Annotated in this window: 3 protein-coding genes; all 3 read left to right on the forward strand. The window is 78.0% G+C overall.

Annotated elements, in window-relative coordinates:
• The coding region (locus I6A81_RS43450) for an SDR family NAD(P)-dependent oxidoreductase (protein WP_456319692.1) at positions 1-19198 on the forward strand (19198 nt) is incomplete at its 5' end.
• An 82-nt stretch (positions 19199-19280) separates the two neighbouring features.
• Positions 19281-24398 carry a type I polyketide synthase gene (locus I6A81_RS15485; protein WP_407661310.1) on the forward strand — a complete coding sequence of 1706 codons (5118 nt, stop codon included), beginning with the start codon at positions 19281-19283 and terminating at the stop codon, positions 24396-24398.
• A gap of 35 nt (positions 24399-24433) precedes the next feature.
• The gene (locus I6A81_RS15490) at positions 24434-26017 is read left to right on the forward strand and encodes an FAD-dependent monooxygenase (protein ID WP_203008348.1); all 1584 of its coding nucleotides are present in this window, start codon (positions 24434-24436) and stop codon (positions 26015-26017) included.
• Positions 26018-26067 lie beyond the last annotated feature (50 nt).

The following is a 26067-nucleotide window of genomic DNA, read 5'->3' on the forward strand; positions in this document are numbered from 1 at the left end:
GGGGGGGCCCCCAACCCCCCCGGGGGGGGGCGGGGGGGCGGGGGCCCCCCCGCCCCCGCGCCCCGAGAACCAGGAGACGCCCGCGGGCGGCAGGCGGGCCCGGACCAGGCCTGTCACCGGGACCGCCCGGCCCGCCGTGCTGCCCTGGGTTCTCTCGGCGCGCGGCGAGACCGCCCTGAAGGCGATGGCGACGCGGCTGCTCGCCCATCTGGACGCCGACAAGACCGAGGCCGACGAGACCGAGGCACCTGGATCCGGCACGCGAGTCGCCGCCGGGTCGGCGGCGCGCGCGCCTCGGCCCGGTGACGTGGCCTGGGCGCTGGCCACCACCCGGGCGACCTTCGAGCACCGGGCCGTCGTTCTGGGATGGACCGAGGCGGAGCTGCGGGCCGGGCTCGGCGCGCTCGCCGCCGGGCTCCCGGCGGCCGGGCTGCACGAGGGCCGCGCGGCCCGGGCCAGCCGGGTCGTGCTGGTCTTCCCCGGGCAGGGCTCGCAGTGGGTGGGCATGGCCAGCGCGCTGCTGGAGCGGTCACCCGTCTTCGCCGCGGCGGTGGACGACTGCGCGCGGGCGCTCGCCCCGCACCTCGACTGGTCCCTGCACGACGTGCTGGGCAACGCCCCGGGTGCCGTGTCACTGGACCGCGTCGACGTCGTCCAGCCCGCGCTGTTCGCCGTGATGGTCTCGCTCGCCCGGCTGTGGGAGTCGCTCGGGGTGCGGCCGGACGCGGTGATCGGCCACTCGCAGGGCGAGATCGCCGCCGCGCACGTCGCCGGCGCGCTCACCCTGGACGACGCGGCCCGGATCGTGGCGCTGCGCAGCCGGGCCCTCGTCGCGCTCGCCGGCGGCGGCGCGATGGCCCAGCTCGCGCTGCCCGCCGACGAGGTACGCGCCCATCCGCTCGCCGACCCGGCGCGCGTCTCGGTCGCCGCCGTGAACGGGCCCGCGTCCACCGTCATCTCCGGCGACCCGGCGACCGTCGCCGCGCTGGTCGCCGAGCACGACCAGCGCGGCGTGCGCGCCCGGCTGATCCCGGTGGACTACGCCTCGCACTCGCCGCAGGTGGAGGCCGTCGGCGCCGAGCTGCGCGCGGCGCTCGCCGGCATCCGTCCGACGTCGTCCCGGGTGACCTTCTACTCCACCGTGACCGGCGGCTCGCTGGACACCGCCGGGCTCGACGCCGACTACTGGTATCGCAACCTGCGCCAGACCGTCTTGCTCCAGCCGGCGACCGAGGCCGCGCTCGCCGACGGGCACCGGCTGTTCGTCGAGGTCAGCCCGCATCCGGTGCTGACCGGCAGCCTGCAGGAGACGTTCGCCGAGACGGAGCCCGCGGCCGAGCCCGCGTCGCTCGGCGAACGCGCGGCGGCGATCGGGACGCTGCGGCGCGACGAGGGCGGCTGGGAGCGGCTGCTCTCGTCGGCCGCGCAGGCGTTCGCGCGCGGCGCCCCGGTCGACTGGGCCGCGGCCCTGCGCGGGCAGCCCGCCGTCGGCGCCGTCCACCCGGTCCCGCTGCCGACGTACCCGTTCCAGCGGGAACGGCACTGGCTGACCGGCGCGTACCGCGCGCCGGCGGCCGCCCTCGGCCACGCCACCGCCCCCGCGGACACCACCGCCCCGGACGACGGCCCGTCGTCCGACGGCCCGCCGTCGACCGGCTCGTCCTGGGCGGGCCGGCTCGCGGCGCTCGGCGACGCCGAGCGGGACCGGACACTGGTCGAGCTGGTCAGGACCCACGTGGCGATCGTCCTCGGCCACGTGACCCCGGACGCGATCGACCAGGACCGGGCGTTCAAGGATCTCGGCTTCGAGTCGGTGTCCGCCGTCGAGCTGCGGGACCGCCTCGTCGCGGCGACCGGCCTCCCGCTGGCGCCGAGCCTGCTGTTCAACCACCCGACGATCGCCGGCCTGGTCCGCCACCTGGGCGAGCTGGCGTCGCGGCGGGCCGGCGCCGCCCAGCGGGCGGACGGCCCCGCCGGGGACACCAGCGCGGGGGCCGACGAGCCGATCGCGATCGTCGGGATGGCCTGCCGCTTCCCGGGTGGGATCGGGTCGCCGGAGGACCTCTGGCGGGTGGTCGCGGACGGGACGGACGTCGTCACCGGCTTCCCGGCCGACCGCGGCTGGGACCTGGCCGGCCTGTACGACCCCGACCCGGCCACCCCCGGCACCAGCTACGCGCGGGCCGGCGGGTTCCTCACCGACGCCGGCGGGTTCGACGCGGACTTCTTCGGCGTCTCGCCGCGGGAGGCGCTGGCGATGGACCCGCAGCAGCGCCTGCTGCTCGAGGTCGGCTGGGAGGCGTTCGAGCGGGCCGGGATCGACCCGGCGACGCTGCGCGGCAGCCGCACCGGCGTGTTCGTCGGCGTCATGCCGCAGGACTACGGCCCTCGGCTGCACGAGCCGGCCGGCGGCCTGGACGGCTACCTGCTCACCGGCGGCACGACCAGCGTCGCCTCCGGCCGGCTCGCCTACACCTTCGGCCTGGAGGGGCCGGCGGTCACGGTCGACACCGCCTGCTCGTCCTCGCTGGTCGCGCTGCACCTGGCCGCGGGGGCGCTGCGCGGCGGCGAGTGCTCGCTGGCCCTGGTCGGCGGCGTCACGGTGCTCACCAGCCCGGGCATCTTCGTCGAGTTCAGCCGGCAGCGCGGGCTCGCGCCGGACGGCCGGTGCAAGCCGTTCGCCGCCGCCGCCGACGGCACCGGCTGGGCCGAGGGCGCCGGGATGCTGCTGGTCGAACGGCTCTCGGACGCGCGGGCCCGCGGTCACCGGGTGCTCGCGGTGATCCGCGGCTCGGCGGTCAACTCCGACGGCGCGAGCAACGGGCTGACCGCGCCGAACGGGCCGTCCCAGCAGCGGCTGATCCACACGGCGCTGCGCGGCGCGGGGCTCGCGCCGTCGGACGTCGACGCCGTGGAGGCGCACGGCACCGGGACCCGCCTCGGCGACCCGATCGAGGCCGAGGCCCTGCTGGCGACCTACGGCCAGGACCGGCCGGCGGACCGGCCCGTGTACCTGGGGTCGATCAAGTCGAACATCGGGCACACCCAGGCCGCCGCCGGCGTCGCCGGCGTCATCAAGATGGTGCAGGCGCTCGAGCACGGCCTGCTGCCGGCGACGCTGCACGTCGACGCGCCGTCCCCGCACGTGGACTGGACGACCGGCACGGCGGCCCTGCTCACCGAACAGACGCCGTGGCCACAGGTCACGCGCCCGCGCCGGGCCGCCGTCTCGTCCTTCGGGATCAGTGGCACCAACGCGCACGTCATCCTGGAGCAGCCGGCGACCGAGCGGCCGGCCGGTTCCACCACCACTGGCGCCACCGCCGCCCCTGGCGCCGTCGGCCGCCCGGACGCCGTCGACGCCTCGGCTATCCCAGCCACGCTGGCTACCCCGGCGGTGGTGCCGTGGGCGCTGTCGGCCCGCGGCGAGGCGGCGCTGCGCGCCCAGGCCGCCCGGCTGCGCGCCGCGCTCCCCGGCCCGGCCGGCGCGCCGGGCGCCGACCGGCTCGCCGACCCGCGCACGGTGGGCCACGCCCTGGCGACCACCCGCGCCACGCTCCCGCATCGGGCCGTGCTCGTCGGGCGGCGCCCGGCCGACTTCGCGGCTCTGCTCGACGCGCTCGCGGCCGGGACCGAGGCGCGCGGGCTGATCCGCGGCGTGGCCGGCGGACGCGGCACCGTGGCGTTCCTGTTCTCCGGGCAGGGCAGCCAGCGGCCGGGGATGGGCCGGGCCCTGTACACGGCCCAGCCGGTGTTCGCCGACGCCCTCGACGAGGTCTGCGCGGCCCTCGACCCGCACCTCGACCGCCCCCTGCTGAGCGTGCTGCACGCCGAGCCCGGCAGCGAGGCCGCCGCGCTCATCCACCAGACCCGTTACACCCAGCCGGCGCTGTTCGCGCTGGAGGTCGCCCTCCACCGGCTGGTCACCTCGCTCGGCGTCGAACCCGACTACCTGACCGGCCACTCGCTGGGCGAACTCACCGCCGCCCACCTCGCCGGCGTGTTCACCCTCGACGACGCCGCGAAGCTCGTCGCCGCCCGCGCCGCCCTGATGCAGAATCTGCCCGCCAACGGCGCGATGCTCTCCCTCGACGCCGACGAGGCGACGGCCGCCGCGCTGCTCGCCGGCCACGAGGCCGCGGCGTCGGTCGCCGCGACCAACCACCCGACGGCGACCGTCGTGTCCGGGTCGGCGGACGTCCTGGAGTCGGTGGCGGAGGACGCCAGGGCCCGGGGCATCCGCGCCCGCCGGCTCACCGTCTCCGGCGCGTTCCACTCCCCGCACACCGACCACGTCCTCGACGAGTTCGCCGCCGTCGCCGCCGCCATCCGCTACGCGCCGCCGCGGATCCCGCTCGTCTCGAACCTCACCGGCGACCTGGCCGACCCCGCCGAGATCACGACACCCGCCTACTGGGTCCGCCACGTCCGCGACACCGTCCGCTTCCACCAGGGCATCCAGGCACTGCGCCGGCTCGGCGTCACGACCTACCTCGAGCTCGGGCCCGACAGCACCCTCACCGCCCTCACCCGCGGCACGCTCGACCACCTGGCCAGCCAGGGCCACGCGGACGGCGCCGACGGCGCCGGCGCCCGCGACCGGGACGGCCAGGCCGGCGACGACCGGGACGGCGAGCTCCTCCTGGCGATGCTCCGCCGCGACCGGGACGACACCGAGACCGCGCTGGACGCGCTCGCCCGGCTGCACACCGCGGGGCACACCGTCCGCTGGGCCGCGGCCTTCCCCGCCCCCCTGCCGGCACGCGTCGACCTGCCGACCTACCCGTTCCAGCACCGGACCTTCTGGCTCTCCCCCACCACCGGGACCGGCGACGGCCTGGCGCGCGCCGGGCTGCGCGGCACCGGCCATCCGCTGCTCGGCGCGGCGGTCGAACTCGCCGACGTCACCGACCTGGCGGAGGACGTGGACCACCCAGCTGGCCCGCTGGCCGGGCGGCGGGCCAGCCTGGTGCTGACCGGTCGGCTGTCGGCCGCCACCCAGCCGTGGCTCGCCGACCACACGATCGCCGGGACGGTGCTGCTGCCCGGCACCGGGCTGGTCGAGCTGGCCCTGCACGCCGCGGGGCACACCGCGCAGCAGCACCTGGCCGAGCTGACGCTGGAGAGCCCGCTGCCGCTGCCGGTGGACGACGCGGTGCTCGCCCAGGTCACCGTCGGGGCGGTCGACGAGGCCGGACGCCGGGACGTACGGGTGTACTCGCGCCGCGACGTGCCGGATGCGCCGTGGACCAGGCACGCGTCCGGGGTGCTGGTCGCCGAGCCGGCGGCGAGGACGGCGGCCGGGACGGCGCGGGGTTCGGCCGGCGCGGCCCAGGAGGACGGCGAGCTGGCCGTCTGGCCGCCCGCCGGCGCCGTCCCGGTTCCGCTGGACGGCCTGTACGAGCGGCTCGACCGGGCCGGCTACGGCTACGGGCCCGCCTTCCAGGGGCTGCGGGCGCTGTGGCGCGGCGGGCCGGACGGGCGGACCCTGCACGCCGAGATCTCCCTGCCCGACGAGACCGGGTCGGCCGTTCCCGGCGGCGATGGCGCCCTGGAGCTGCATCCGGCGTTGCTCGACGCCGCGCTGCACCCGGTCGTCGGCGGGCTCGCGGGATTCGCCGCGCTCACCGGGCCAGACGCCGGCACCGACGGCGCCCGGGCCGGCTCGATACTGCTGCCGTTCGCGTTCGGCGGCGTCACGCTCACCGCGACCGGTGCCCGAACGCTGCGGGTCCGGATCGACCCGCTCGACGCGGGCCGCTACGACGGCGGCGCCGGAGCCGGGCACGCCGCCCGGGCCGGGGATTGGTCTCGGGCCGGGGGCGACTCCGGGGCTGGAGGCAACTCCGGAGCTGGAGAGGGCGCCAGGGTCGCGCTCACTGTCGCCGACGGCACCGGGCAGCCGGTCGGGACGATCTCCTCGGTCACGCTGCGCTGGGCGACCCGCGAGCGGCTGGCCGTGCTGGCGTCCGGGACGACGGTCTCGGCGGCGGGTCTCTACCGCTCGACGTGGCGGCCGCTGCCGGCGGGCCCGCTGGCGGCGGGCAGGGCGCCCGCTGCCGAGGCGGCGGACGCCGGGCTCACGCTGCTGTCGCTGCCGGCCGGCGGACCGGAGCCACCGGCGGCACGGCGCCGGGCCGCCGACGTCCTGGCCCGCCTCCAGGAGTGGGTGCTGGCCGACGAGCCGAACGCCCGCCTGGTGGTGGTCGTACCGGCCACCGATCTCGGCGGCGCGCCGGTGCGCGGCCTCGTGCGCTCCGCCCAGTCGGAGCATCCGGGCCGGATCGTGCTGGTGGAGCACGACCTGCCCGCGGGTGAGGCACTCGACGAGGCGACGGTGCGGGCGGCGGTCACATCGGCGTCGGCGGCCGGCCGGGACGTGGTGGAGCTGCGCGGCGGGACGGTGGGCGCGCGCCGGCTCGAGCTGGTCGAGACCGTCGCCGGCCCCACCGACACCCAGCGGCCAACGCCGCCGCGCCGGCTGGATACGGCGGGGACCGTACTCATCACGGGTGGCACCGGCACCCTCGGCGCGCTGGCCGCCCGCCACCTCGTCACGGAACATGGCATCCGCCACCTGCTCCTCGTCAGCCGGCGCGGCCCGGACACCCCCGGAGCGGCCGAACTCGCCACGGAACTGACCGCGCTCGGCGCCGACATCCGGATCGTCGCGACAGACCTCACCGACCCGGCCGCCACCACCGAACTGATCGCGTCAGTTCCCGACACCCACCCACTCACCGCCGTCATCCACACCGCCGGCGTCCTCCACGACGCCACCCTGGCAAGCCTCACCCCCGACCAACTCCACACCGTCCTCCAACCCAAGATCGACGCCGCCTGGAACCTCCACCAGGCCACCCTCAACCAACCCCTCGCCGCCTTCGTCCTCTACTCCTCCGTCGCCGGCACCCTCGGCACCCCCGGCCAGGCCAACTACGCCGCCGCCAACACCTACCTCGATACCCTCGCGCACCATCGCCACGCCGACGGCCGGGTCGCCACCAGCCTCGCCTGGGGACTGTGGAACACCGAGGCCGGCATGGACACCGGCCTCACCACCACCGACCGCGCGCGGTGGGCCCGAGCCGGCGTGACGCCGTTCGCGGTGGCGGAAGGGCTCGCGTTGCTCGACGCCGCGCTCGCCCGGACGGCGGCCGCCCCGGACGCCGGCGTGGACGGCGGCGACGCCGTGCTGGTGGCGGGCCGCGTCCACCTCGGCATCGTGAATGGCGGGGCGAACGGCCGGTCCGGTGTGCCGGCCCGGCGGCGCGCCGCGGCCACCCGCGGGCCGGCCGGCGCGCGGGCCGCTGGCGGCCTGGCCGACGTGCTGGCGCCGCTGTCGGGCGAGGAGCAGGAACGGCTCGTCCTCGACCTGGTCCGCGAGGAGGTCGCGGCGGTCGCCGGGCACGACTCGCCGGGGTCCGTCGACGTGGGCCGGGCCTTCCGGGACCTCGGGTTCGACTCGCTCGCCGCGGTCGAGCTGCGCAACCAGCTCGGCCGGCGGACCGGGCTCACCCTGCCCGCGACCCTGCTGTTCGACTACCCGAGCCCGGCCGAGGTCGCCGAGCACCTGCTGGCCGAGCTCGTCGGCCGGTCCGACGACCGCGCCGGCACGCCGGCCGCGCTGGCGGGCGCCGGTGCCGACGACGATCCGATCGTCATCGTCGCGGCGAGCTGCCGGTACCCGGGCGGGGTCACGAGCCCCGAGGAGCTGTGGGACCTGGTCGCCGGCGGCGTCGACGCGGTCAGCGCGTTCCCGGCCGACCGCGGCTGGGACGTCGACCGCCTCTACGACCCGGACCCGGACGCCCCGGGCCGGTCGTACGCCCGCGACGGCGGTTTCCTGCACGACGCCGGGGACTTCGACACCGACTTCTTCGGCATCCCGCCCCGGGAGGCGCTGGCCGTCGACCCGCAGCAGCGGCTGCTGCTGGAGCTGGCCTGGGAGGCGTTCGAGCGGGCCGGCCTCGACCCGACGTCGCTGCGCGGCAGCCGCACCGGCGTGTTCGCCGGCGTCATGTACGACGACTACGGCACCCGGGTGGGCCAGACGTCGACCGACGTCGAGGGCTATGTGCTCATCGGCAGCACGACGAGCGTGGCCTCCGGCCGGGTGTCGTACACGTTCGGCCTGGAGGGGCCCGCGGTGACGATCGACACCGCCTGCTCCTCGTCGCTGGTCGCCGTGCACCTGGCCGCCCAGGCGCTGCGCTCCGGCGAGTGCACGCTCGCGCTGGCCGGCGGGGTCACCGTGATGGCGACCCCGAACACGTTCATCGAGTTCAGCCGGCAACGCGGCCTGTCGGCCGACGGCCGCTGCAAGGCGTTCGCCGACGCCGCCGACGGCACCGGCTGGGGCGAGGGCGCAGGGCTCCTGCTCCTCGAACGCCTCTCCGACGCCCAGGCGGGCGGCCACCCGGTTCTCGGCATCGTCCGCGGCACCGCGGTCAACCAGGACGGCGCGTCCAACGGGCTCACCGCCCCCAACGGCCCCTCCCAGCAGCGGGTGATCCGGGCGGCGCTCGGCGCCGCGCGGCTGTCTCCCGCCGACGTCGACGCCGTCGAGGCCCATGGCACCGGCACCCGCCTCGGCGACCCGATCGAAGCCCAGGCACTCCTCGCCACTTACGGCCAGAACAGGCCCGACGACCAGCCCCTCTACCTCGGCTCCATCAAAAGCAACATCGGCCACACCCAGGCCGCCGCCGGCGTCGCCGGCATCATCAAGATGATCGGCGCCCTCCAGCACGGCGTCCTGCCGGCCACCCTGCACGTCGACCAGCCCAGCCACCACGTCGACTGGACCGCTGGCGCCGTCGAGCTGCTCACCGACGCCCGGCCCTGGCCCGAGGTGACCCGGCCGCGCCGCGCCGCCATCTCCTCGTTCGGCATCAGCGGCACCAACGCCCACCTCATCCTCGAACAACCACCCGCCACCGCCACGGGCGCGGTCCGTCCGCAGGCCCCGGCCGTCGACCTCGGCGCCCAGCCGGAACCGCGGCCCGCCGAGTCCGGCACTCCAGCCGAGCCCGGCGCGGCGGAACCGGCCGACGCGGCCTCCCAGCCCGCCGACGCGCCGCGCCGGCCGCTCGCGTGGCTGCTGTCCGCGCGCTCGTCCTCAGCCCTCGACGCGCAGACCGACCGGCTGCGGGACTTCCTGACGGCCAACCCCGAGGCCGACCCGGCCGCCGTGGCGACGACGCTCGCGACCGGCCGCGCCCACCTCGACCACCGGCGGGTGGTCATCGGGCACGACCTCGACACGCTCCGCGCCGGGCTGTCCGATCCCCTCTCGGGCACCGTGGGCTGCCCGGGACGGCTGGCGTTCCTGTTCACGGGCCAGGGCAGCCAGCGCCCCGGCATGGGCCGCGAACTCGCCGCCGCCTTCCCCGTCTTCGCCGCCGCCTACGACGAGACCATCACCGCCCTCGACACCCACCTCACTCCCACCGCCACCACCGTCGACGCGACCCGGGACGGCGACGCCGGCGGCCCGCCGAGCCTGCGCGACGTCCTGACCGCCGACCCCGACAGCGACACCGCCGCGCTCATCCACCAGACCCACTACACCCAACCCGCCCTCTTCGCCCTCGAAGTCGCCCTCCACCGACTCATCACCTCACTCGGCATCCACCCCGACTACCTCACCGGCCACTCCCTCGGCGAACTCACCGCCGCCCACCTCGCCGGCATCCTCACCCTCCACGACGCCGCCAAACTCGTCACCGCCCGCGCCACCCTCATGCAGAACCTCCCCACCGACGGCGCGATGCTCTCCCTGCGCACCACCGAGGAGGACGCCCGTGAGCTCCTCACCGGGCACGAGGCCGACGTCTCCGTCGCCGCCACGAACACCCCGGACTCCACCGTGCTGTCCGGCGCCGCCACCAGCATCGACCTGATCGAGCGGGAGGCCCAGGCCCGCGGCATCAGCGCCCGCCGGCTCTCCGTCAGCCATGCCTTCCACTCCCCGCGGATGGACGGCGTCCTCGGTGACTTCGCCGCCGTCGCCACCGCGCTCACCTACGCACGGCCGGCCATCCCGATCGTCTCCAACCTCACCGGCGAACTCGCCGATCCCGACGACATCACCACGCCCGCGTACTGGGTACGGCACATCCGCGAGACCGTCCGCTTCCACCAGGGCGTCCGCGCGCTGCGCGAGCTTGGCGTCACCAGCTTCGTCGAGCTCGGGCCGGACAGCACCCTCACCGCGCTCGCCCGCGGCACGCTCGCCGGCCTCGGCACGGACGGCTCTCCCGCCGGCGAGGGCGACGGCGCGGGGGGTGACGCCGGGAACGCGCGGGACGCCGTCGACCCAGGGCGGACGGCGATCACCATTCCCGCCCTGCGCCGGGGCCGCGCCGAACGGGAGGTGCTGCTGACCGCGCTCGCCCAGCTGCACGTCCACGGGCACACGGTCGGCTGGGGCGGGCTGTGGCCGCCGGTTCCCGCCGCACAGCGGGCGGACCTGCTGGCCGAGCTGCCCACCTATCCGTTCCAGCGCCAGACCTACTGGCTCGCCGGCCACCAGGCCACCGGCCGCGCCACGCACGGGGACGCCGACGGCGTGGAGTCCGCCTTCTGGGACGCGGTGGAGCGCGGCGACGTCGCCGGCGTGGCGCGCACCATCCAGCTCGACCATGGCGCCGCCGCGCTCGAGAACGGGGCCGGGCGGGTCGGGCCGGCCGACGAGGCAGCGGCCGACGGGACGTCGGTCGCCGGCCCGCTGGCGGAGGTGCTTCCGGCGCTCGCCGCCTGGCGGCGCAGGTCCCGAGACCAGGCGGCCGTGGACGGCTGGCGCTACCGCGTCGTCTGGCGTCGCCTCGACGTTCCGACCACGCCGACGCGCGACACCCCGCCCACGAGCCCCGAGCTCGGCGACGCGGCGTCCCATCCCTCCGCGCCGGCTGGCACCGGGCCGATCGACACCGGACCGACCAGCACCGGATCGACCAGCACCGGGCCCCGCGGCGCTGGGCCGGACGGCTCCGGACAGGACGCCGGCATGTGGCTGCTGGTGGTGCCGACCGGCTACGAGGACGACGACGCGGTGGGCCTCGCGCGGGCGGCGCTCGCCGCCCACCACCGCGTCGTCACCCTGCTCGCCGACCCGGCCCAGGCGGACCGGAGCTGGTTCGCCGACCAGCTGCGCGCGCATCTCCCGACGCCGGGACAGGAGGCGGACGGCCCCGCCCCTGGCCGGTCCGGCGTGCTTTCGCTGCTCGGGCTCGCCACCGCCGCCCATCCGGCCGAGGCGGCGGTGCCGGTCGGGGTCGCCGGCACGCTCGCGCTGTTCCAGGGACTGGCCGACGCGGGCCTGACCGACCGGGGCGAGTCCGCGCTCGCCGGCTCGCCGCGGCTGTGGGCCGCCACCCGCGGCGCGGCGGACACCGGCGCGCCGGACGACGGCCCGCCGTCGCCCGCCGCCGGCCACCTGTGGGGACTCGGCCATGTCCTCGGCCTGGAACAGCCCCGGCTGTGGGGCGGGCTCGTCGACCTGCCCACGGCCGGCACCGACCCGGCCGCCGGCACCGACTCCACCGCCGGCACCGACACCGCCGCGCGCCCCGACACCGTCCGCCCTGGTAGCGGCGCCGCCGCCGCCCTGGCGACGCTGCTCACCGGCGGGCTCACGACGGACGGGCCGGTCACCGCGGACGAGGACCAGGTAGCGCTGCGCGCCGCCGGGGTGTTCGCGCGCCGGCTGGTCCACGCCCCGGCGACGGCGCGCTCCCGGACGCCCGCCGCGGGCGCCGACGGCGCCTGGCGGCCGCGCGGCACGGTGCTGGTCACCGGCGGCACCGGCGGCGTCGGGCGGCACGTCGCCCGGTGGCTGGCCGAGCACGGCGCCGAGCACCTCGTCCTGGTCAGCCGGCGTGGCACGGACGCGCCCGGCACCGGCGAGCTCACCGCCGAGCTCACGGCGCTCGGCGCCCGGGTGACCGTCGCCGCCGTCGACATCGCCGACCGGGGGGCGCTCGCGACCCTGCTCGACGGGCTTTCGCTCGACCCGGCTCCGCCGAGGGCCGTCGTGCACACCGCCGGCCTCGCCCAGGGCCACACACCGGCCATCGGCATCACCCTCGCCGAGCACGCCCGGATCGTCACCGGCAAGGTCGCCGGCGCGCAGCACCTCGACGAGCTGCTCGCCGGCGCCGACCTGGACGCCTTCGTGCTGTTCTCGTCCACCGCCGCCGTGCGGGGCAGCGGCGGCCAGGCAGCCTACGCCGCGGGCAACGCGCACCTCGACGCGCTGGCCCGCCGCCGCAGGGCCGCCGGGCGGCCGGCCACCTCCGTCGCCTGGGGCGCCTGGGCGGACGGCGGGATGATCGACCTGGTCGGCGTGGCGGACAACCTGCGCCATCACGGGGTCCGCGCGATGCGCCCCCGCCTGGCCCTGCGGGCCCTGGGCCAGGCGGTCGGCGACGGCGAGACGACGCTGTCGGTCGCGGACATGGACTGGTCCCGGTTCGTGGCCAGCGACCAGTCGGGGCGGCCGAGCCAGCTGCTCGCCGAGATCCCGGAGGCGCGCGCGGCGCTCGGCGCGGGCGAGCCGACCGGGACGGGCACCGGCGCGACGGGCGGCGCCACGGCGGCGGCACTCGCCGCCACGCTGGTCGGCCGGTCCGCGACCGAGGGCGAGCGGGCGCTGCGCGACCTGGTCCGCTCACACGTCGCCGCCGCGCTCGGGCACGCCGACGCCGCGGCCGTGCCGCTGGAGCGCAGCTTCCGCGACCTCGGGCTGGACTCGCTGACGGCCGTGGAGGTCCACGGCCGCCTGACGACGGTCACCGGGCTGCGGCTGCCGACCACCCTGGTGTTCGACCACCCCACCCCGGCCGCGCTCGCCGCCCACCTGCGCTTCGAGCTGCTCGCTCTGCTTCCCGAGCAGCCCGCTGGCGCCGGCGCCGCCACGGACCGGGCGGCCCGGGGCCGGGCCCGGACAGGCGGGTCCGCCGACGGCGGGCCCGCCGAGCCGATCGCCGTGCTCGGCATGGCCTGCCGGTACCCGGGCGGGGTGAGCGACCCGGACGAGCTGTGGCGGCTCGTCGTCGCCGGCACCGACGCGATCTCCGAGTTCCCCACCGACCGGGGCTGGGACCTCGACGCGCTGCACGACCCCGACCTCGCGCGCGGCGGCACCACCTACGCCCGCCACGGCGGGTTCCTCGACCGGGCCGGCGACTTCGACGCGGCCTTCTTCGGGATCAACCCGCGGGAGGCGCTGGCCGCCGACCCCCAGCAGCGCCTGCTGCTCGAGACCGCCTGGGAGGCGCTCGAGCGGGCAGGACTCGACCCGACGTCGCTGCGCGGCAGCCACACCGGCGTCTACCTTGGCGTGCTCGCGCAGGAGTACGCCGCCCGGCTGCGCGCCGCCCCGCCGGGCGTCGAGGGCTACCTGGCCTCCGGGAACGCCACGTCGGTCGCCTCCGGCCGGATCTCCTACCTGCTCGGCCTGGAGGGCCCGGCCCTCAGCGTCGACACGGCCTGCTCGTCGTCGCTGGTCGCGCTGCACCTCGCCGTGCAGGCGCTGCGCCGCGGCGAGGTCGACCTGGCGCTGTCCGGCGGGGCCACCGTGATGGCGACGCCCAGCCTGTTCACCGAGTTCAGCCGCCAGCGCGGGCTGTCCCCGGACGGCCGGTGCCGCGCGTTCGCGTCCGCGGCGGACGGCACCGGCTTCGCCGAGGGCGTCGGCGTGCTGGCGCTCGCCCGGCTCGACGACGCGCGCCGGGCCGGCTACCCGGTCCTCGCCGTGATCCGCGGCAGCGCGGTCAACCAGGACGGCGCGAGCAACGGGCTGACCGCGCCCAGCGGCCCGGCCCAGCGCCGCGTCATCCAGGCCGCGCTCACGGACGCCGGCCTGCGCGCCGGCGACGTCGACGCGGTCGAGGCCCATGGCACCGGTACGACGCTGGGCGACCCGATCGAGGCCCAGGCGATCGTCGCCACCTACGGCCAGGACCGGCCGGCCGACCGGCCGCTGTACCTCGGGTCGATCAAGTCGAACATCGGGCACACCCAGGCCGCCGCCGGCGTCGGCGGCGTCATCAAGATGGTGCAGGCGCTGCGCCACGGGCTGCTGCCCCGCACGTTGCACGTCGACGAGCCGACGCCGCACGTCGACTGGTCGGCGGGCGCGGTGCGCCTGCTCACCGAGACGGTGCCCTGGCCAGGCGACGACCGGCCACGCCGCGCCGGCGTGTCGTCGTTCGGGATGAGCGGCACCAACGCGCACGTCGTCCTCGAAGCCGCGCCCGTCGACGCCTACGCCGACGTCACCGACGCCGGAACGCCCGGCGCGGCCCAGCCGGACGCGGGTCAGGACACCGCCACGGCTACTGACTCGGATGCGCGCTCCCCGGAGCCCGCGGGCGTCGCGGGGCAGGCCGCCTCGGCGGCCGACCCGCTGCCCTGGGTGCTCTCGGCGCGGACCCCGGACGCGCTGCGGGCCGCCGCCCGGCGCCTGCACACCCACCTCACCGCCCCCGCCGACCCCGTGCCCGGTGGGCTCGCCGCGGCCGGAGCCACCGCCCCGCCCACCGCGGCCGACGTCGCCCGGACGCTGGCCGCCGGGCGGGCCGCCTTCGAGCACCGCGCGGTCGTCATCGGCCGCCCCGCGGACGGCCGGGACGGCACCGCGCGGCGAGCGGGCCTGCTCGCCGGCCTCGCCGCGCTGGCCGCCGACCAGCCGCACCCGGCGCTGGTACGCGGGCACGCGGAGGAACCCGGCCGGACCGTGTTCGTCTTCCCCGGCCAGGGATCGCAGTGGGCCGGGATGGCGGTGCAGCTGCTGGAGCGGTCCCCGGTGTTCGCCGAGCGGCTCGGTGCCTGCGAGGACGCGCTCGCGCCGTACGTCGACTGGTCGCTGCGCCAGGTGCTGCGCGGCGGCGCGGACCTCGAACGGGTGGACGTCGTCCAGCCGGCGCTGTGGGCGGTGATGGTCTCGCTGGCCGCGCTGTGGCGGTCGCACGGCGTCGAGCCGGACGCCGTCATCGGCCACTCCCAGGGCGAGATCGCGGCCGCCTGCGTCGCGGGCGCCCTGAGCCTCGACGACGGCGCCCGCGTCGTCGCGCTGCGCAGCCAGGCGATCCGCGACATCGCGGGCAACGGCGGAATGGCCAGCGTGCCGCTGCCGGCCGACGAGGTACGGGCACGCCTGGACGGCGCGGCCGGCGGCGCGCTGGCGGGCCCGCTGCCGGGCGCGCTGTCGGTGGCGGCGGTGAACGGGCCGGCGTCGACCGTGGTCGCGGGCGACGCGGCGGCCCTGCGCGACCTTGTCCGCCGCTACCAGGACGAGGGGGTGCGCGCCCGGACGATCCCGGTCGACTACGCCTCCCACTCCGCGCAGATCGAACCGCTGCGCGACCGGCTGCTCGACCTGCTCGGCCCGATCCGGCCGCGCGCCGCCACCGTGCCGTTCTTCTCCACGGTCACCGCCGGCTGGTTCGACACGACCGGCCTCGACGCCGGGTACTGGTACGCCAACCTGCGCGGCACCGTCCGCCTGGCCGAGGCGGTGACGGCGCTGCTCGACGCCGGCCACGACACGTTCGTCGAGGTCAGCCCGCATCCAGTGCTCACCGTGCCGATCTCCGAGACCGCCGACGCCCGCGGCGACGCCGTCCCGTTCCCCCATCCCGCCGAAGACCCGGACGCCGACAGCCAAGGCGGCGACGGCGGCGACGGCGGCGGCGAGCCGTCCGTCGACGAGCTGACCGGCGGCGAGCCCACCCACGAACTGGCCGTTCGCGAGCTCGCCCGGCGGCGGCCCGGCGGCGCCGGGCCGGTGCTGGTCACTGGCACGCTGCGCCGCGACGAGGGCGGGCCCGACCGGTTCCTCGCCAGCCTCGCCGAGCTGCACGTGGCCGGCCGGCCGGTGCGCTGGGACGCCGCGCTGCCGGCCACGGGCCGGCTGGTCGCGCTGCCCAGCTACCCGTTCCAGCGCCAGCGCTACTGGCTCGAGGCGGCGGACGGCCGCGCCGGGGTGGAGGCGGCCGGACTCGCCGACGCGGGCCACCCGCTGCTCGGCGCGGCCGCGCGGCTCGCGGGCGGCACGGGGACGTTGTTCACCGGGCGGATCTCGGCCCGGTCTCATCCGTGGGTCGCCGACCACCGGGTCGCCGGCGCCGTCCTGCTGCCGGGCACCGCGTTCGTCGACCTCGCGCTGCACGCCGGCGGGCAGGTCGGCCGGCCGGTGGTCGACGACCTGACCCTGCGCGAACCGCTCGTGCTGCCGGACGGCGGCGCCGTCGACGTGCAGGTCCTGGTCACCGACGACGGCGGGGCGAGCGGCACGCTCACCGTGCACTCCCGTCCGGCGACAGCCACCGACGACAACGGCGACGAGGACGCGGGCTGGACGCTGCACGCCAGCGCCACGCTCACCGGCCACGCCGCCGGCGCCGGCCAGCCAGCGGACACCCGGCTCACCGAAGCCTGGCCGCCGCCCGGCGCGGCGGCCGTGGACGTGTCGGCGTTCTACGACACCATGGCCGACCGGGGCTACGACTACGGCCCGGCCTTCCAGGGCCTGCGGGCCGCGTGGACCGACGGCGACGCGGTGTACGCCGAGGTCGCGCTGGCCGCCCTGCCCGGCGGCGCCGGCGCGGCGCCCGTGCCCCAGGCGGACGGCTCCCGGTACGGTCTGCACCCGGCGCTGTTCGACGCGGCCCTGCATGCCCTCGTGCTGGCGGGTGGCCGCCAGGCGGGGCCGTCGCCCGACCCGGCGGAGGGCTCCGACGCCGTGCGGCTGCCCTTCGCGTGGAGCGAGGTCGCGCTGCACCGGCCGGGCGGCCTCGCGGCCCGCGTCCGGATCTCCCCCGTCCCGGGCAGCCAGGACGCCGTGCGGGTGGAGATCGCCGACCCGGCCGGCGCGCCGGTGGCCACGGTCGGCTCGCTGGTCCTGCGGCCGGTCGCGGCGGCGAGTCTCGGCTCGCGCCGCTTCCACGACGCGCTGCACCACGTCGACTGGACGGTCCTGCCGCCGGCGCCGGCGACGGGGGACACCGGCCGGCAGCGGTGGGTGGTGCTCGGTCCGGACCCGCTGGACCTGCTCGGCGCGCTGACCCGGGCGGGCGTCACCGCGGAGGCCGCGGCCGATCTCGGCGCCCTGCGCGCGGCCGCGGCCACGGCGCCCGCCCCTCGGATCGTGCTCGCCACCCCGGCCGCGGTCCCGCTCGACGCGCCCGTCCCGGACGACTCGTCCGTCCGGGACCGCCTGTCCGACCAGGTCGGCTCGTCTGACCAGGACGGCCGTGGCGGCCAGCGCGCGGGCGCGGACCTGGCGGGGCGGGCGAAGGCCGCCACCGAACGGACCCTGGCGCTGCTGCGGGGCTGGCTCGCCGACGACGCCGAATCCGTCGACGACGCGGCCACCGGCCGCCTGGTCGTCGTGACGGCGGGCGCCGTGCCGGCCGGCGGCGACCACATCCTCACCGACCTGGTCGGCGCGCCGCTGTGGGGGCTGCTGCGCAGCGCCCAGACCGAGAACCCGGGCCGGTTCCTGCTCCTCGATCTCGACCCCGCCGGCGTGGGCCACACCAGCCTGGACCAGGCCGGCGGCGACCAGGCCGGCCCGGGCCGGCCGGCCGTCGACGGTGGGCTGCTCGCGCGGGCCGTCACCGCCGCGCTGGCGACCGGCGAGACCCAGCTCGCCCTGCGCGCCGACACGGCGCTGGCGCCGCGCCTGGTCCGCACCCCGGCGGATCCGCTGGTCGACACCGCGCCCGCCGACGCCGAAGCGGCGCCATCCGAGGCAGGCCGTCCGACGCCTGGGCTCGCGGCCGGGACCGTGCTGATCTCGGGAGGCACCGGGACACTCGGCGCGCTCGTCGCCCGGCACCTGGTGGTCGCGCACGGCGCGCGGCGGCTGGTGCTGGTCAGCCGGCGCGGCCCGGCCGCCCCGGGCGCCTCCGCGCTGGCGGCCGAGCTGACCGAGCTCGGCGCCGACGTCGAGGTGGTCGCGCACGACCTGGCCGACCTGGCCGCCACCCGGGAACTCGTCGCCGCCGCCACGGCGCGGGCGCCGCTGACCGCCGTCGTGCACACCGCTGGCGTCCTCGACGACGGCCTGCTCACCGCGCTGACCCCCGAACGGCTCGACGCCGTGCTGCGCCCGAAGGTCGACGCGGCCTGGAACCTGCACCTGGCCACGTTGGACGCCCCGGACCTGGCCGCCTTCGTGCTGTTCTCCTCGACGAGCGGCACCATCGGCACTCCCGGCCAGGCCAGCTACGCCGCCGGCAACACCTTCGTCGACGCGCTCGCCCACCAGCGCCGGGCCGCCGGCCGGCCCGCGTCGGCGCTCGCCTGGGGGCTGTGGAGCGAGGCAAGCGGGATGACCGGCCACCTCGGCGAGGCCGACCGGGCGCGGATCCGGCGCACCGGGCTGGGTGCGCTGACCAACGAGCGCGGCCTCGCGCTCCTGGACACCGCGCTGACCGTGGACCGGCCGACCCTGGTCGCCGCGCCGCTGGACACCGCGGCCCTGCGGTCCGCCACGACGGGCGCCGCGGGAATCGGCGGAGAGGTCCCGGCGCTGCTGCGCGCGCTGGTCCGACCGAGGCGGACGGCCACGGCCGCGAGCCAGGCCGGCGCGGCGGCGGTCGGCCACGGGGCGGACGGCGACTGGGCCGAGCGGCTGGCACGGCTGCCGGCGGCCGAGGCGGCCACGGCGGTGACCGACCTCGTGCTGGCGACGGTGGCCACGGTGCTCGGCCATCAGGACCCGGCCACCGTCGACGAGGAGACGTCGTTCAAGGACCTGGGCTTCGACTCGCTCACCGGCGTCGAGCTGCGCAACCGGCTCGGCCAGGCGACCGGGGCCAGGCTGCCCGCCACGCTGGTCTTCGACTACCCGACGGCCCGCGCGCTCGCCGGGTTCCTGCTCGGCCGGCTGCGCCCGGACGCCGCGGCCGACGCCGCCGGCGATAGCGGGTCGGCGCTCGCCGAGCTCGACCGGCTCTCCGCGGTGCTGGAGGCGCTCGCGGACGACGGCGACCTGCGGGCCAAGGCGACCGGCCGGCTGCGGGCGCTGCTGTGGTCGCTGGAGAGCGCCGCCGGCCCGGACGCCCTCCCGGCCGCGGACCTGGCCGGCGACCCCGTCTCCCCGGGGGCCGACGCCGACCGGATCAGCGCCGCGACCGCCGACGAGATCCTCGACCTGATCGACAACGAGCTGGGCGTCCTGTGACGCCCGTGCCGGCCGCCGTGACCGTGCCCGCGTCGGCCCTGCCGCCCCTACCGACACCGATCCCGGGAGCCGATCTCCGATGGTGAGCGAGGACAAGCTCGTCGAGTACCTGAAGCGGGTGACCGCCGAACTGGAGCGCACCCGCCGCCGGGTGCGCGACCTGGAGGCCCGGGAGACCGAGCCGATCGCCATCGTCGGCATGGCCTGCCGCTACCCCGGCGGGGTCAGCACGCCGGAGCAGCTGTGGCGGCTGGTCGACGGCGGTGTCGACGCGATCGGCGAGATCCCCGCCGACCGCGGCTGGGACCTCGGCACGCTCTACGACCCCGACCCGGACCGGGTCGGCACCTTCTACGCCCGCGCCGGCGGGTTCGTCGCCGACGCCGACCACTTCGACCCTGCCTTCTTCGGAATCTCCCCGCGGGACGCGCTCGCGATCGACCCGCAGCAGCGGCTCCTCCTGGAGACCGCGTGGGAGGCGTTCGAACGGGCCGGCATCGAACCGGACTCGCTGCGCGGCAGCCGCACCGGCGTTTTCGCCGGCGTCATGTACGCCGACTACGGCGCCCGCGTCGCCGGGCGGCCGCCGGCCGAGCTGGAGGGGCAGATCGGCAGCGGCAGCGCCGGCAGCGTCGCCTCCGGCCGGGTCTCCTACACGTTCGGCCTGGAGGGGCCGACCCTCACCGTCGACACCGCGTGCTCGTCGTCGCTGGTCGCGGTCCATCTGGCCGCCCAGGCGCTGCGCGCCGGCGAGTGCTCGCTGGCGCTCGCCGGCGGGGTGACGCTGATGGCGACCCCGTCGGTGTTCATCGAGTTCAGCCGGCAGCGCGGGCTCGCCCCGGACGGGCGCTGCAAGGCCTTCGCGGACGCAGCCGACGGCACCGGCTGGGGTGAGGGCGCCGGGCTGCTGCTGCTCGAACGGCTCTCCGACGCGCGCCGCGCCGGGCGCCGGGTGCTCGCGGTCGTGCGGGGCACCGCGGTGAACTCGGACGGCGCGAGCAACGGCCTCACCGCGCCCAACGGGCCGTCGCAGGAACGCCTCATCCGAGCGGCCCTGGCGGCGGCCCGGCTGTCCGGGGCGGACGTCGACGCGCTGGAGGCGCACGGCACCGGCACGACGCTCGGCGACCCGATCGAGGCCCAGGCCATCCTCGCCACCTACGGCCAGGACCGGCCGGCCGACCGGCCGCTGCACATCGGGTCGATCAAGTCGAACATCGGGCACACCCAGGCCGCCGCCGGCGTCGCCGGCATCATCAAGATGGTCCAGGCGATCCAGCGCGGCCGGCTGCCGGCGACGCTGCACGTCGACAGGCCCAGCTCGCACGTGGACTGGTCGGCGGGCGCGGTCAGCCTGCTCACCGAGGCGCGGGCGTGGCCGGCCGTCGACCGGCCGCGCCGCGCCGCCGTCTCGTCGTTCGGGATCAGCGGCACCAACGCGCACGTCATCCTGGAACAGGCCGTCGAGCCCACGGACGCCGGGCCCACGGACACTCGGCCCAGCGACACCGGGCCGGCGGACCCGACGGCTGGCTCGGCGGCCGGGCCCGCGGTCGAACGGGCGGCGGGCTCGAACGCCGTCGTCGCGGCGGGCGAGGGGTCGCCAGCCAAGGGGTCGCCGGCTGACGGGTGGCCGGCTGTGCCGCTGCCGTGGCCGCTGTCCGCGCGGACCGGCCCGGCGCTCGCCCGGCAGGCCGCCCGGCTGCGCGCCCACCTCGCCGAGCACCCGGACCTGCGCGGCGTCGACGTCGCCTACTCCCTGGCCACCCACCGCACCCGGTTCGACGAGCGCGCGGTGCTGGTCGCCGCCGACCGGGCCGGGCTGCTGCGCGGCCTGCGGGCGCTGGAGACCGGCAGCCCCGACGCGTCCGTGGCCCGTGGGCGGCGCCGGCCGACCGGGCCGGTCGCGTTCCTGTTCACCGGGCAGGGCAGCCAACGGCCGGGGATGGGCCGGGCCCTCTACGAGCGCTACCCGGTCTACGCCGACGCCTTCGACGAGGTCCACGCCGCCCTCGACCCGCACCTCGACCGGCCGCTGCGCTCGGTCGTGCACGCCGACCCGCGGGTCGCCCCGGAGACAGCCGCGCTGATCCACCAGACCCGCTTCACCCAGCCGGCGCTGTTCGCCCACGAGGTCGCGCTGTTCCGGCTGGTGGAGAGCCTCGGGGCGCGGCCCGACCACGTGGCCGGCCACTCGGTGGGCGAGCTGGTCGCCGCGCACGTCGCCGGCGTGTTCACGCTCGCCGACGCGGCGGCGCTCGTCGCCGCCCGGGCGCGGCTGATGGCCGGCCTGCCCGTGGGCGCGATGAGCGGCCTCGACGCCACCGAGGAGGAGATCGCTCCGCTGCTCGCGGACCGCGCCGACCGGCTGGCGGTCGCGGCCGTGAACTCCCCCCGCTCCCTGGTGGTCTCCGGCGACCCGGCGGCGCTCGCCGAGGTGGAGGAGATCTGGCGCGCGGGCGGCGGGCGGGCCCGCCGGCTCACCGTCTCCGGGGCGTTCCACTCCCCGCACACCGACGCGCTGCTGCCCGCCTTCCGCGAGGTGGCGGCGACGGTCGCCTACCGCCCGCCGGCCATCGGGATCATCTCCAACGTCACCGGCCGGCCGGCCCGGCCTGACGAGATCACCACACCCGACTACTGGACCCGCCACATCCGGGCCACCGTGCGCTTCGCCGACAGCGTCACCGCGCTGGCCGGGCTCGGCGTCGACACGTTCGTCGAGATCGGCCCGGACGCCACCCTCACCACCCTGACCGAGCGTGTCCTCGCCGAGCGCCCGCCCGCCGGCGCCCCGGCGCCCGGGGCCACCTCGGCTGGGATCACCTCGCCCGGGGTTGCCTCGCCCGGGGACGCGCCGGCCCGGCGGACGGTCGTGGCGACCGCGCGCCCGGATCGTGACGACGACGAGGCCCTGCTGCTCGCGCTCGGCTCGCTGCGGGCCCGCGGCCACGCGGTGGACTTCGCGCCGCTGTACGCCCCGTACGCCCCGCGCCGGGTGGACCTGCCGACCTACGCGTTCGACCGCCGCCGCTTCTGGCTGGACGTGCCGGTGACCGGTCCGTCCGGCGACGCCGGCGAGGCGGGGCGGGGCGGCGAACCGGCTCGGCCGGGCGAGCGCCGGTTCTGGGACCTCGTCGACGGGGAGGACGCGGCGGCGCTCGCCGCGGCGCTGCGGGTGGACCCGGACGCTTCGCTGCGATCCGTCCTGCCGTCGCTCGCGGCCTGGCGCCGGTCCGCGCACTGGCGGTACCGGGTGGCCTGGAACCGGCTCGCGGACACCGCCGGCGGCGGCGCGCTCGACGGCCGCTGGACGCTGCTGATACGCCCCGACCAGGCCGACGAGCCCCTGGTCGCCGCGATCGGCGCCGCGCTGCGCCGGCACGGCGCGACCGTCGAGCACCACCTGGACGGCGCCGGCCGCGCCGCCCGTCCCGACGCGCACGCGACCCCGGCCGCCGCCGCGGATGCCGCCGTCGACATTGCCGCGACCGTGAACGGAGCGGGCCGCCCGCGCCCGGCCGAGCCGCTGGCGGGCGTGCTGGACCTGCGCGCCCTGCCCCGAGAGCTGGCCGACGCGACGGCGCGCTGGCCCGGCGAGGCCGGCGAACCCGGTCAGGGGCGCCAGCGCGGCGAGATCACCTGGCCCGGTGAGATCGTCGAGGCGGCCCGCGACGTGCTCGCCGAGGCGGGCGCCGACACCCGGGTCTGGACGGTGACGCGGGGCGCCGTCGCCGCGAGCCCGGCCGATCCGCCGCCGGACCCGGATCAGGCCCGGGTCTGGGGCCTGGTGTCCCGGCTCACCGCCGACCGGCCGGCCGACCTGGGCGGTCTCGCGGACCTGCCCGCCGCGAACGGCGGCTCGGGCGGTGCGGTCGAGGCCGCCGCGGTAGGCGAGGCCGCGGTGGAACGGCTGGTCCGAGCCCTGGCTGAGGGAACCGGGGAGCAGGTCGCGGCCCGGGCCGACGGCCTGTTCGCCCGCCGCCTGCGGCCGGTTCCCGCGCCGGCGGCCACCGCCCGGCCGACCGACGCCTCGAACGGCCAGCGGCGCGACGACCGGCTGCCGCCGGGCACGGTGCTGGTGACCGGCGGGACCGCCGGCCTCGGCGGGCACGCCGCCCGCTGGCTTGCCCGGCACGGCGCCCAGCGGCTGGTGCTCACCCGGGAGCCGTCCGCCGGCCCGGTCCGGCCGGGCGGCCCTGAGGACGCGCTGCTCGTGGAGCTCTCGGCCGCCGGCGCACGCACGAAGGTGGTCGACTGGGATCCGGCGGACGCGGACGCGGGCGCGCTCGCCGCGCTGGTCGCCGCGACGCCGGCCGGCTACCCGCTGGTCGCGGTCGTGCACGCCGTGCCCGACCTGCCCGCTGGCCCGGCCGGCGCCGCGCTGCGCGCGCTGCGCGCGGCGACCGCCGGCGAGACGCCGCCGGCGGTGCTGGTGCTGGCGCCGACGGCCGGCGCGCTCGACGTCGACGGGCCACTCGACCGGGCGGGGTTCGAGGCGTGGGCGGACGCGTTCGTCGCGGGCGCCCGGGCCGAGGGACTGCCGTGGGCGTCGATCGCCTGGGGGCCGTGGTGGGACGGCGACCGGCCGGCCGCCGCCACGGCCGCGGGCGGCGGCGGCGCGCGCGGGCCGCGGCCGGTCCCGGTCGGCCTCGCGCTCGACCTGTTCGGCGAGGCGCTCGCCGAGGTCCTCGACGACCGGTCCGGTTCGCCGGCGCCCGACCGGGGCCGGCTGGTCCTCGCCGACGTCGACTGGGCCGCGCTCCTCGCGGAGCGGCCCCGGCCCGCCGGGCTGTTCCGGGACATCCCGGCGGCCAGGGCGGCGCGGCCCGACGGCGCCGACGGCCACGCCGCCGGGGCCGCTCCGGCCCAGGTGTGGTCGGCCCGGCTGGCGGCGAGCACCGGCCCGGAGCGGGAGCGGGTGCTGCTCGAACTGGTCCGGGACCAGGCGGCGGCGCTGCTCGGGTTCGCCGCCGCCGAGGACGTCGAGGCCGACGCCGAGTTCCTCTCGATCGGCTTCACCTCGATGACGGGGCTGGAGCTCAACCAGCGGTTCCAGGATCTCGCCGGCCTGGTGCCGCCGCCCACCGCGATCTTCGATCATCCGACCCCGGCCGCGCTCGCCCGCTTCCTGGCCGCCCTCACCACCGCGGCCACCGCCAGCGCCTCCGCGGCCTTCGCCGCGTCCGCCACCAGCTAGAGGCCCTGGGCCGCCCAACAACGTACGGAGAACCCATGACACAGACGGTCGTCATCGCCGGCGGTGGACCGGTCGGCCTCCTGCTCGCCATCGAGCTGCGCCTGGCCGGCGTGCCCACGGTCGTGCTGGAGCGGCGCTCCGAGCAGGGCAGCGAGTCCTTCTCCCGGCTGCTGCATGGCCGCTCGGTCGACCTGCTCGCCCAGCGCGGCCTGCTCGACGAGCTCGGCGAGCTGCCCCGCTGGCCGTTCGTCCACTTCGCGCACTTCCCGCTGGACCTCACGCTGGCGGACCCGTGGGAGTACTGGCTGATCGTGCCGCAGACCCGGGTCGAGCGGGTGCTCGCCGACCGGGCGGTGGCGCTCGGCGCGGACCTGCGCACCGGTACCGAGGTCGTCGGCGTCACCCAGGACGCGGACGGGGTGACGGTCACCACGCGGCCGTACTCCCCCGGGCCGACGGCCGCCGACGGCGACGCCGGGGATGGCGGGCGCGGCGGCGAGACCGAGATCCGCGGGGCGTACCTCGTCGGGGCGGACGGCCAGAACAGCGCCGTCCGCGACCTCGCCGGGTTCGAGGCACCCGCCGTCGGCCCGTCCTGGTACGGCACGGTCGCCCACGTCGAGGGCTATGTGGGGCCTCCCGGTGGGACGACCACGCCGGGCGGGATGTTCGGCGCGATCCCGGACGTCGACTTCCACCACCTGATGACCACCGAGTTCGACCGGCCGACCCCGGGGCACGACGAGCCCGTCACGTTCGACGAGGTGCGCGCGAGCGTGCGCCGGGCGACCGGCGCGGACGTCACCGAGGGACGGCCCCGCTGGCTCGCCCGCTACGGCAACGTCGCCCGGATCCCGTCGACGTACCGCGACGGCCGGGTGTTCCTCGCCGGGGACGCGGCGCACGTCCACTTCCACGCGGTCGGCCACGGGCTGAACACCGGGCTGAACGACGCGGTGAACCTCGGCTGGAAGCTGGCCGCGGAGCTTTCCGGGTGGGCGCCGCCGGGCCTGCTCGACAGCTATGACCGGGAACGCCGCCCGGTCGGCGAGCGCGCCGTTCAGGTCATGCTCGCCCAGCTCACGCTCCTGCATCCGTACGACACGGTCCGCCCGCTGCGCGCCCTGTTCGGCGAGCTCACCGACATCCCGGAGGTCGTGCGGCGCCTGGTCCGGCCGATCACCGACGTCCGCTACCCGCTGGAGGCCTTCGGCGAGGCGGCGGACCCGGCCCTGCTCGGCGGCCGGGTGGACGACCCGGCCGCGGTCGCGGCGCCGTTGCTGGCGGGCCGGGGCGCGCTGCTGGACCGGTCCGGCGGCGAGGCCGACCTGTCGGCGGCGGCCGAGTGGAACGCCCGCGTCGATCTCGTCACCGTCCCGGCCGCCGCCGCGGAGGCGGGCGCGGACGGCGAGGAGGGGTCAGTGGGCACGGGCGGGACCGGCGCGGGCGGCGAGGCGCCGACCTGGGTCGGCCGGGCCGTGCTGGTCCGCCCGGACGGGCACGTCGCCTGGGTCGACACGGCCGGCCCTGGCGAGCCGACGGACGTGAAGGGCCTGTCGGCGGCGCTCGCTGCCTGGTTCGGTGAGCCCAGCCCACCGGCCGGCGGCGCCAGGATCTGACGGCCTCGCCCGGACGGTCGCGTGGCCTGGGAGGGCTCCCAGGCCACGGG

It is taken from the genome of Frankia nepalensis, assembly GCF_016786325.1.
In the GTDB taxonomy this organism is placed as follows: Bacteria; Actinomycetota; Actinomycetes; order Frankiales; family Frankiaceae; genus Pseudofrankia; species Pseudofrankia nepalensis.

Excerpts from the sequence above, each read along its gene's own strand:
- I6A81_RS15490 (WP_203008348.1), top strand. The coding sequence starts at position 24,434 with ATGACACAGACGGTCGTCATCGCCGGCGGTGGACCGGTCGGCCTCCTG.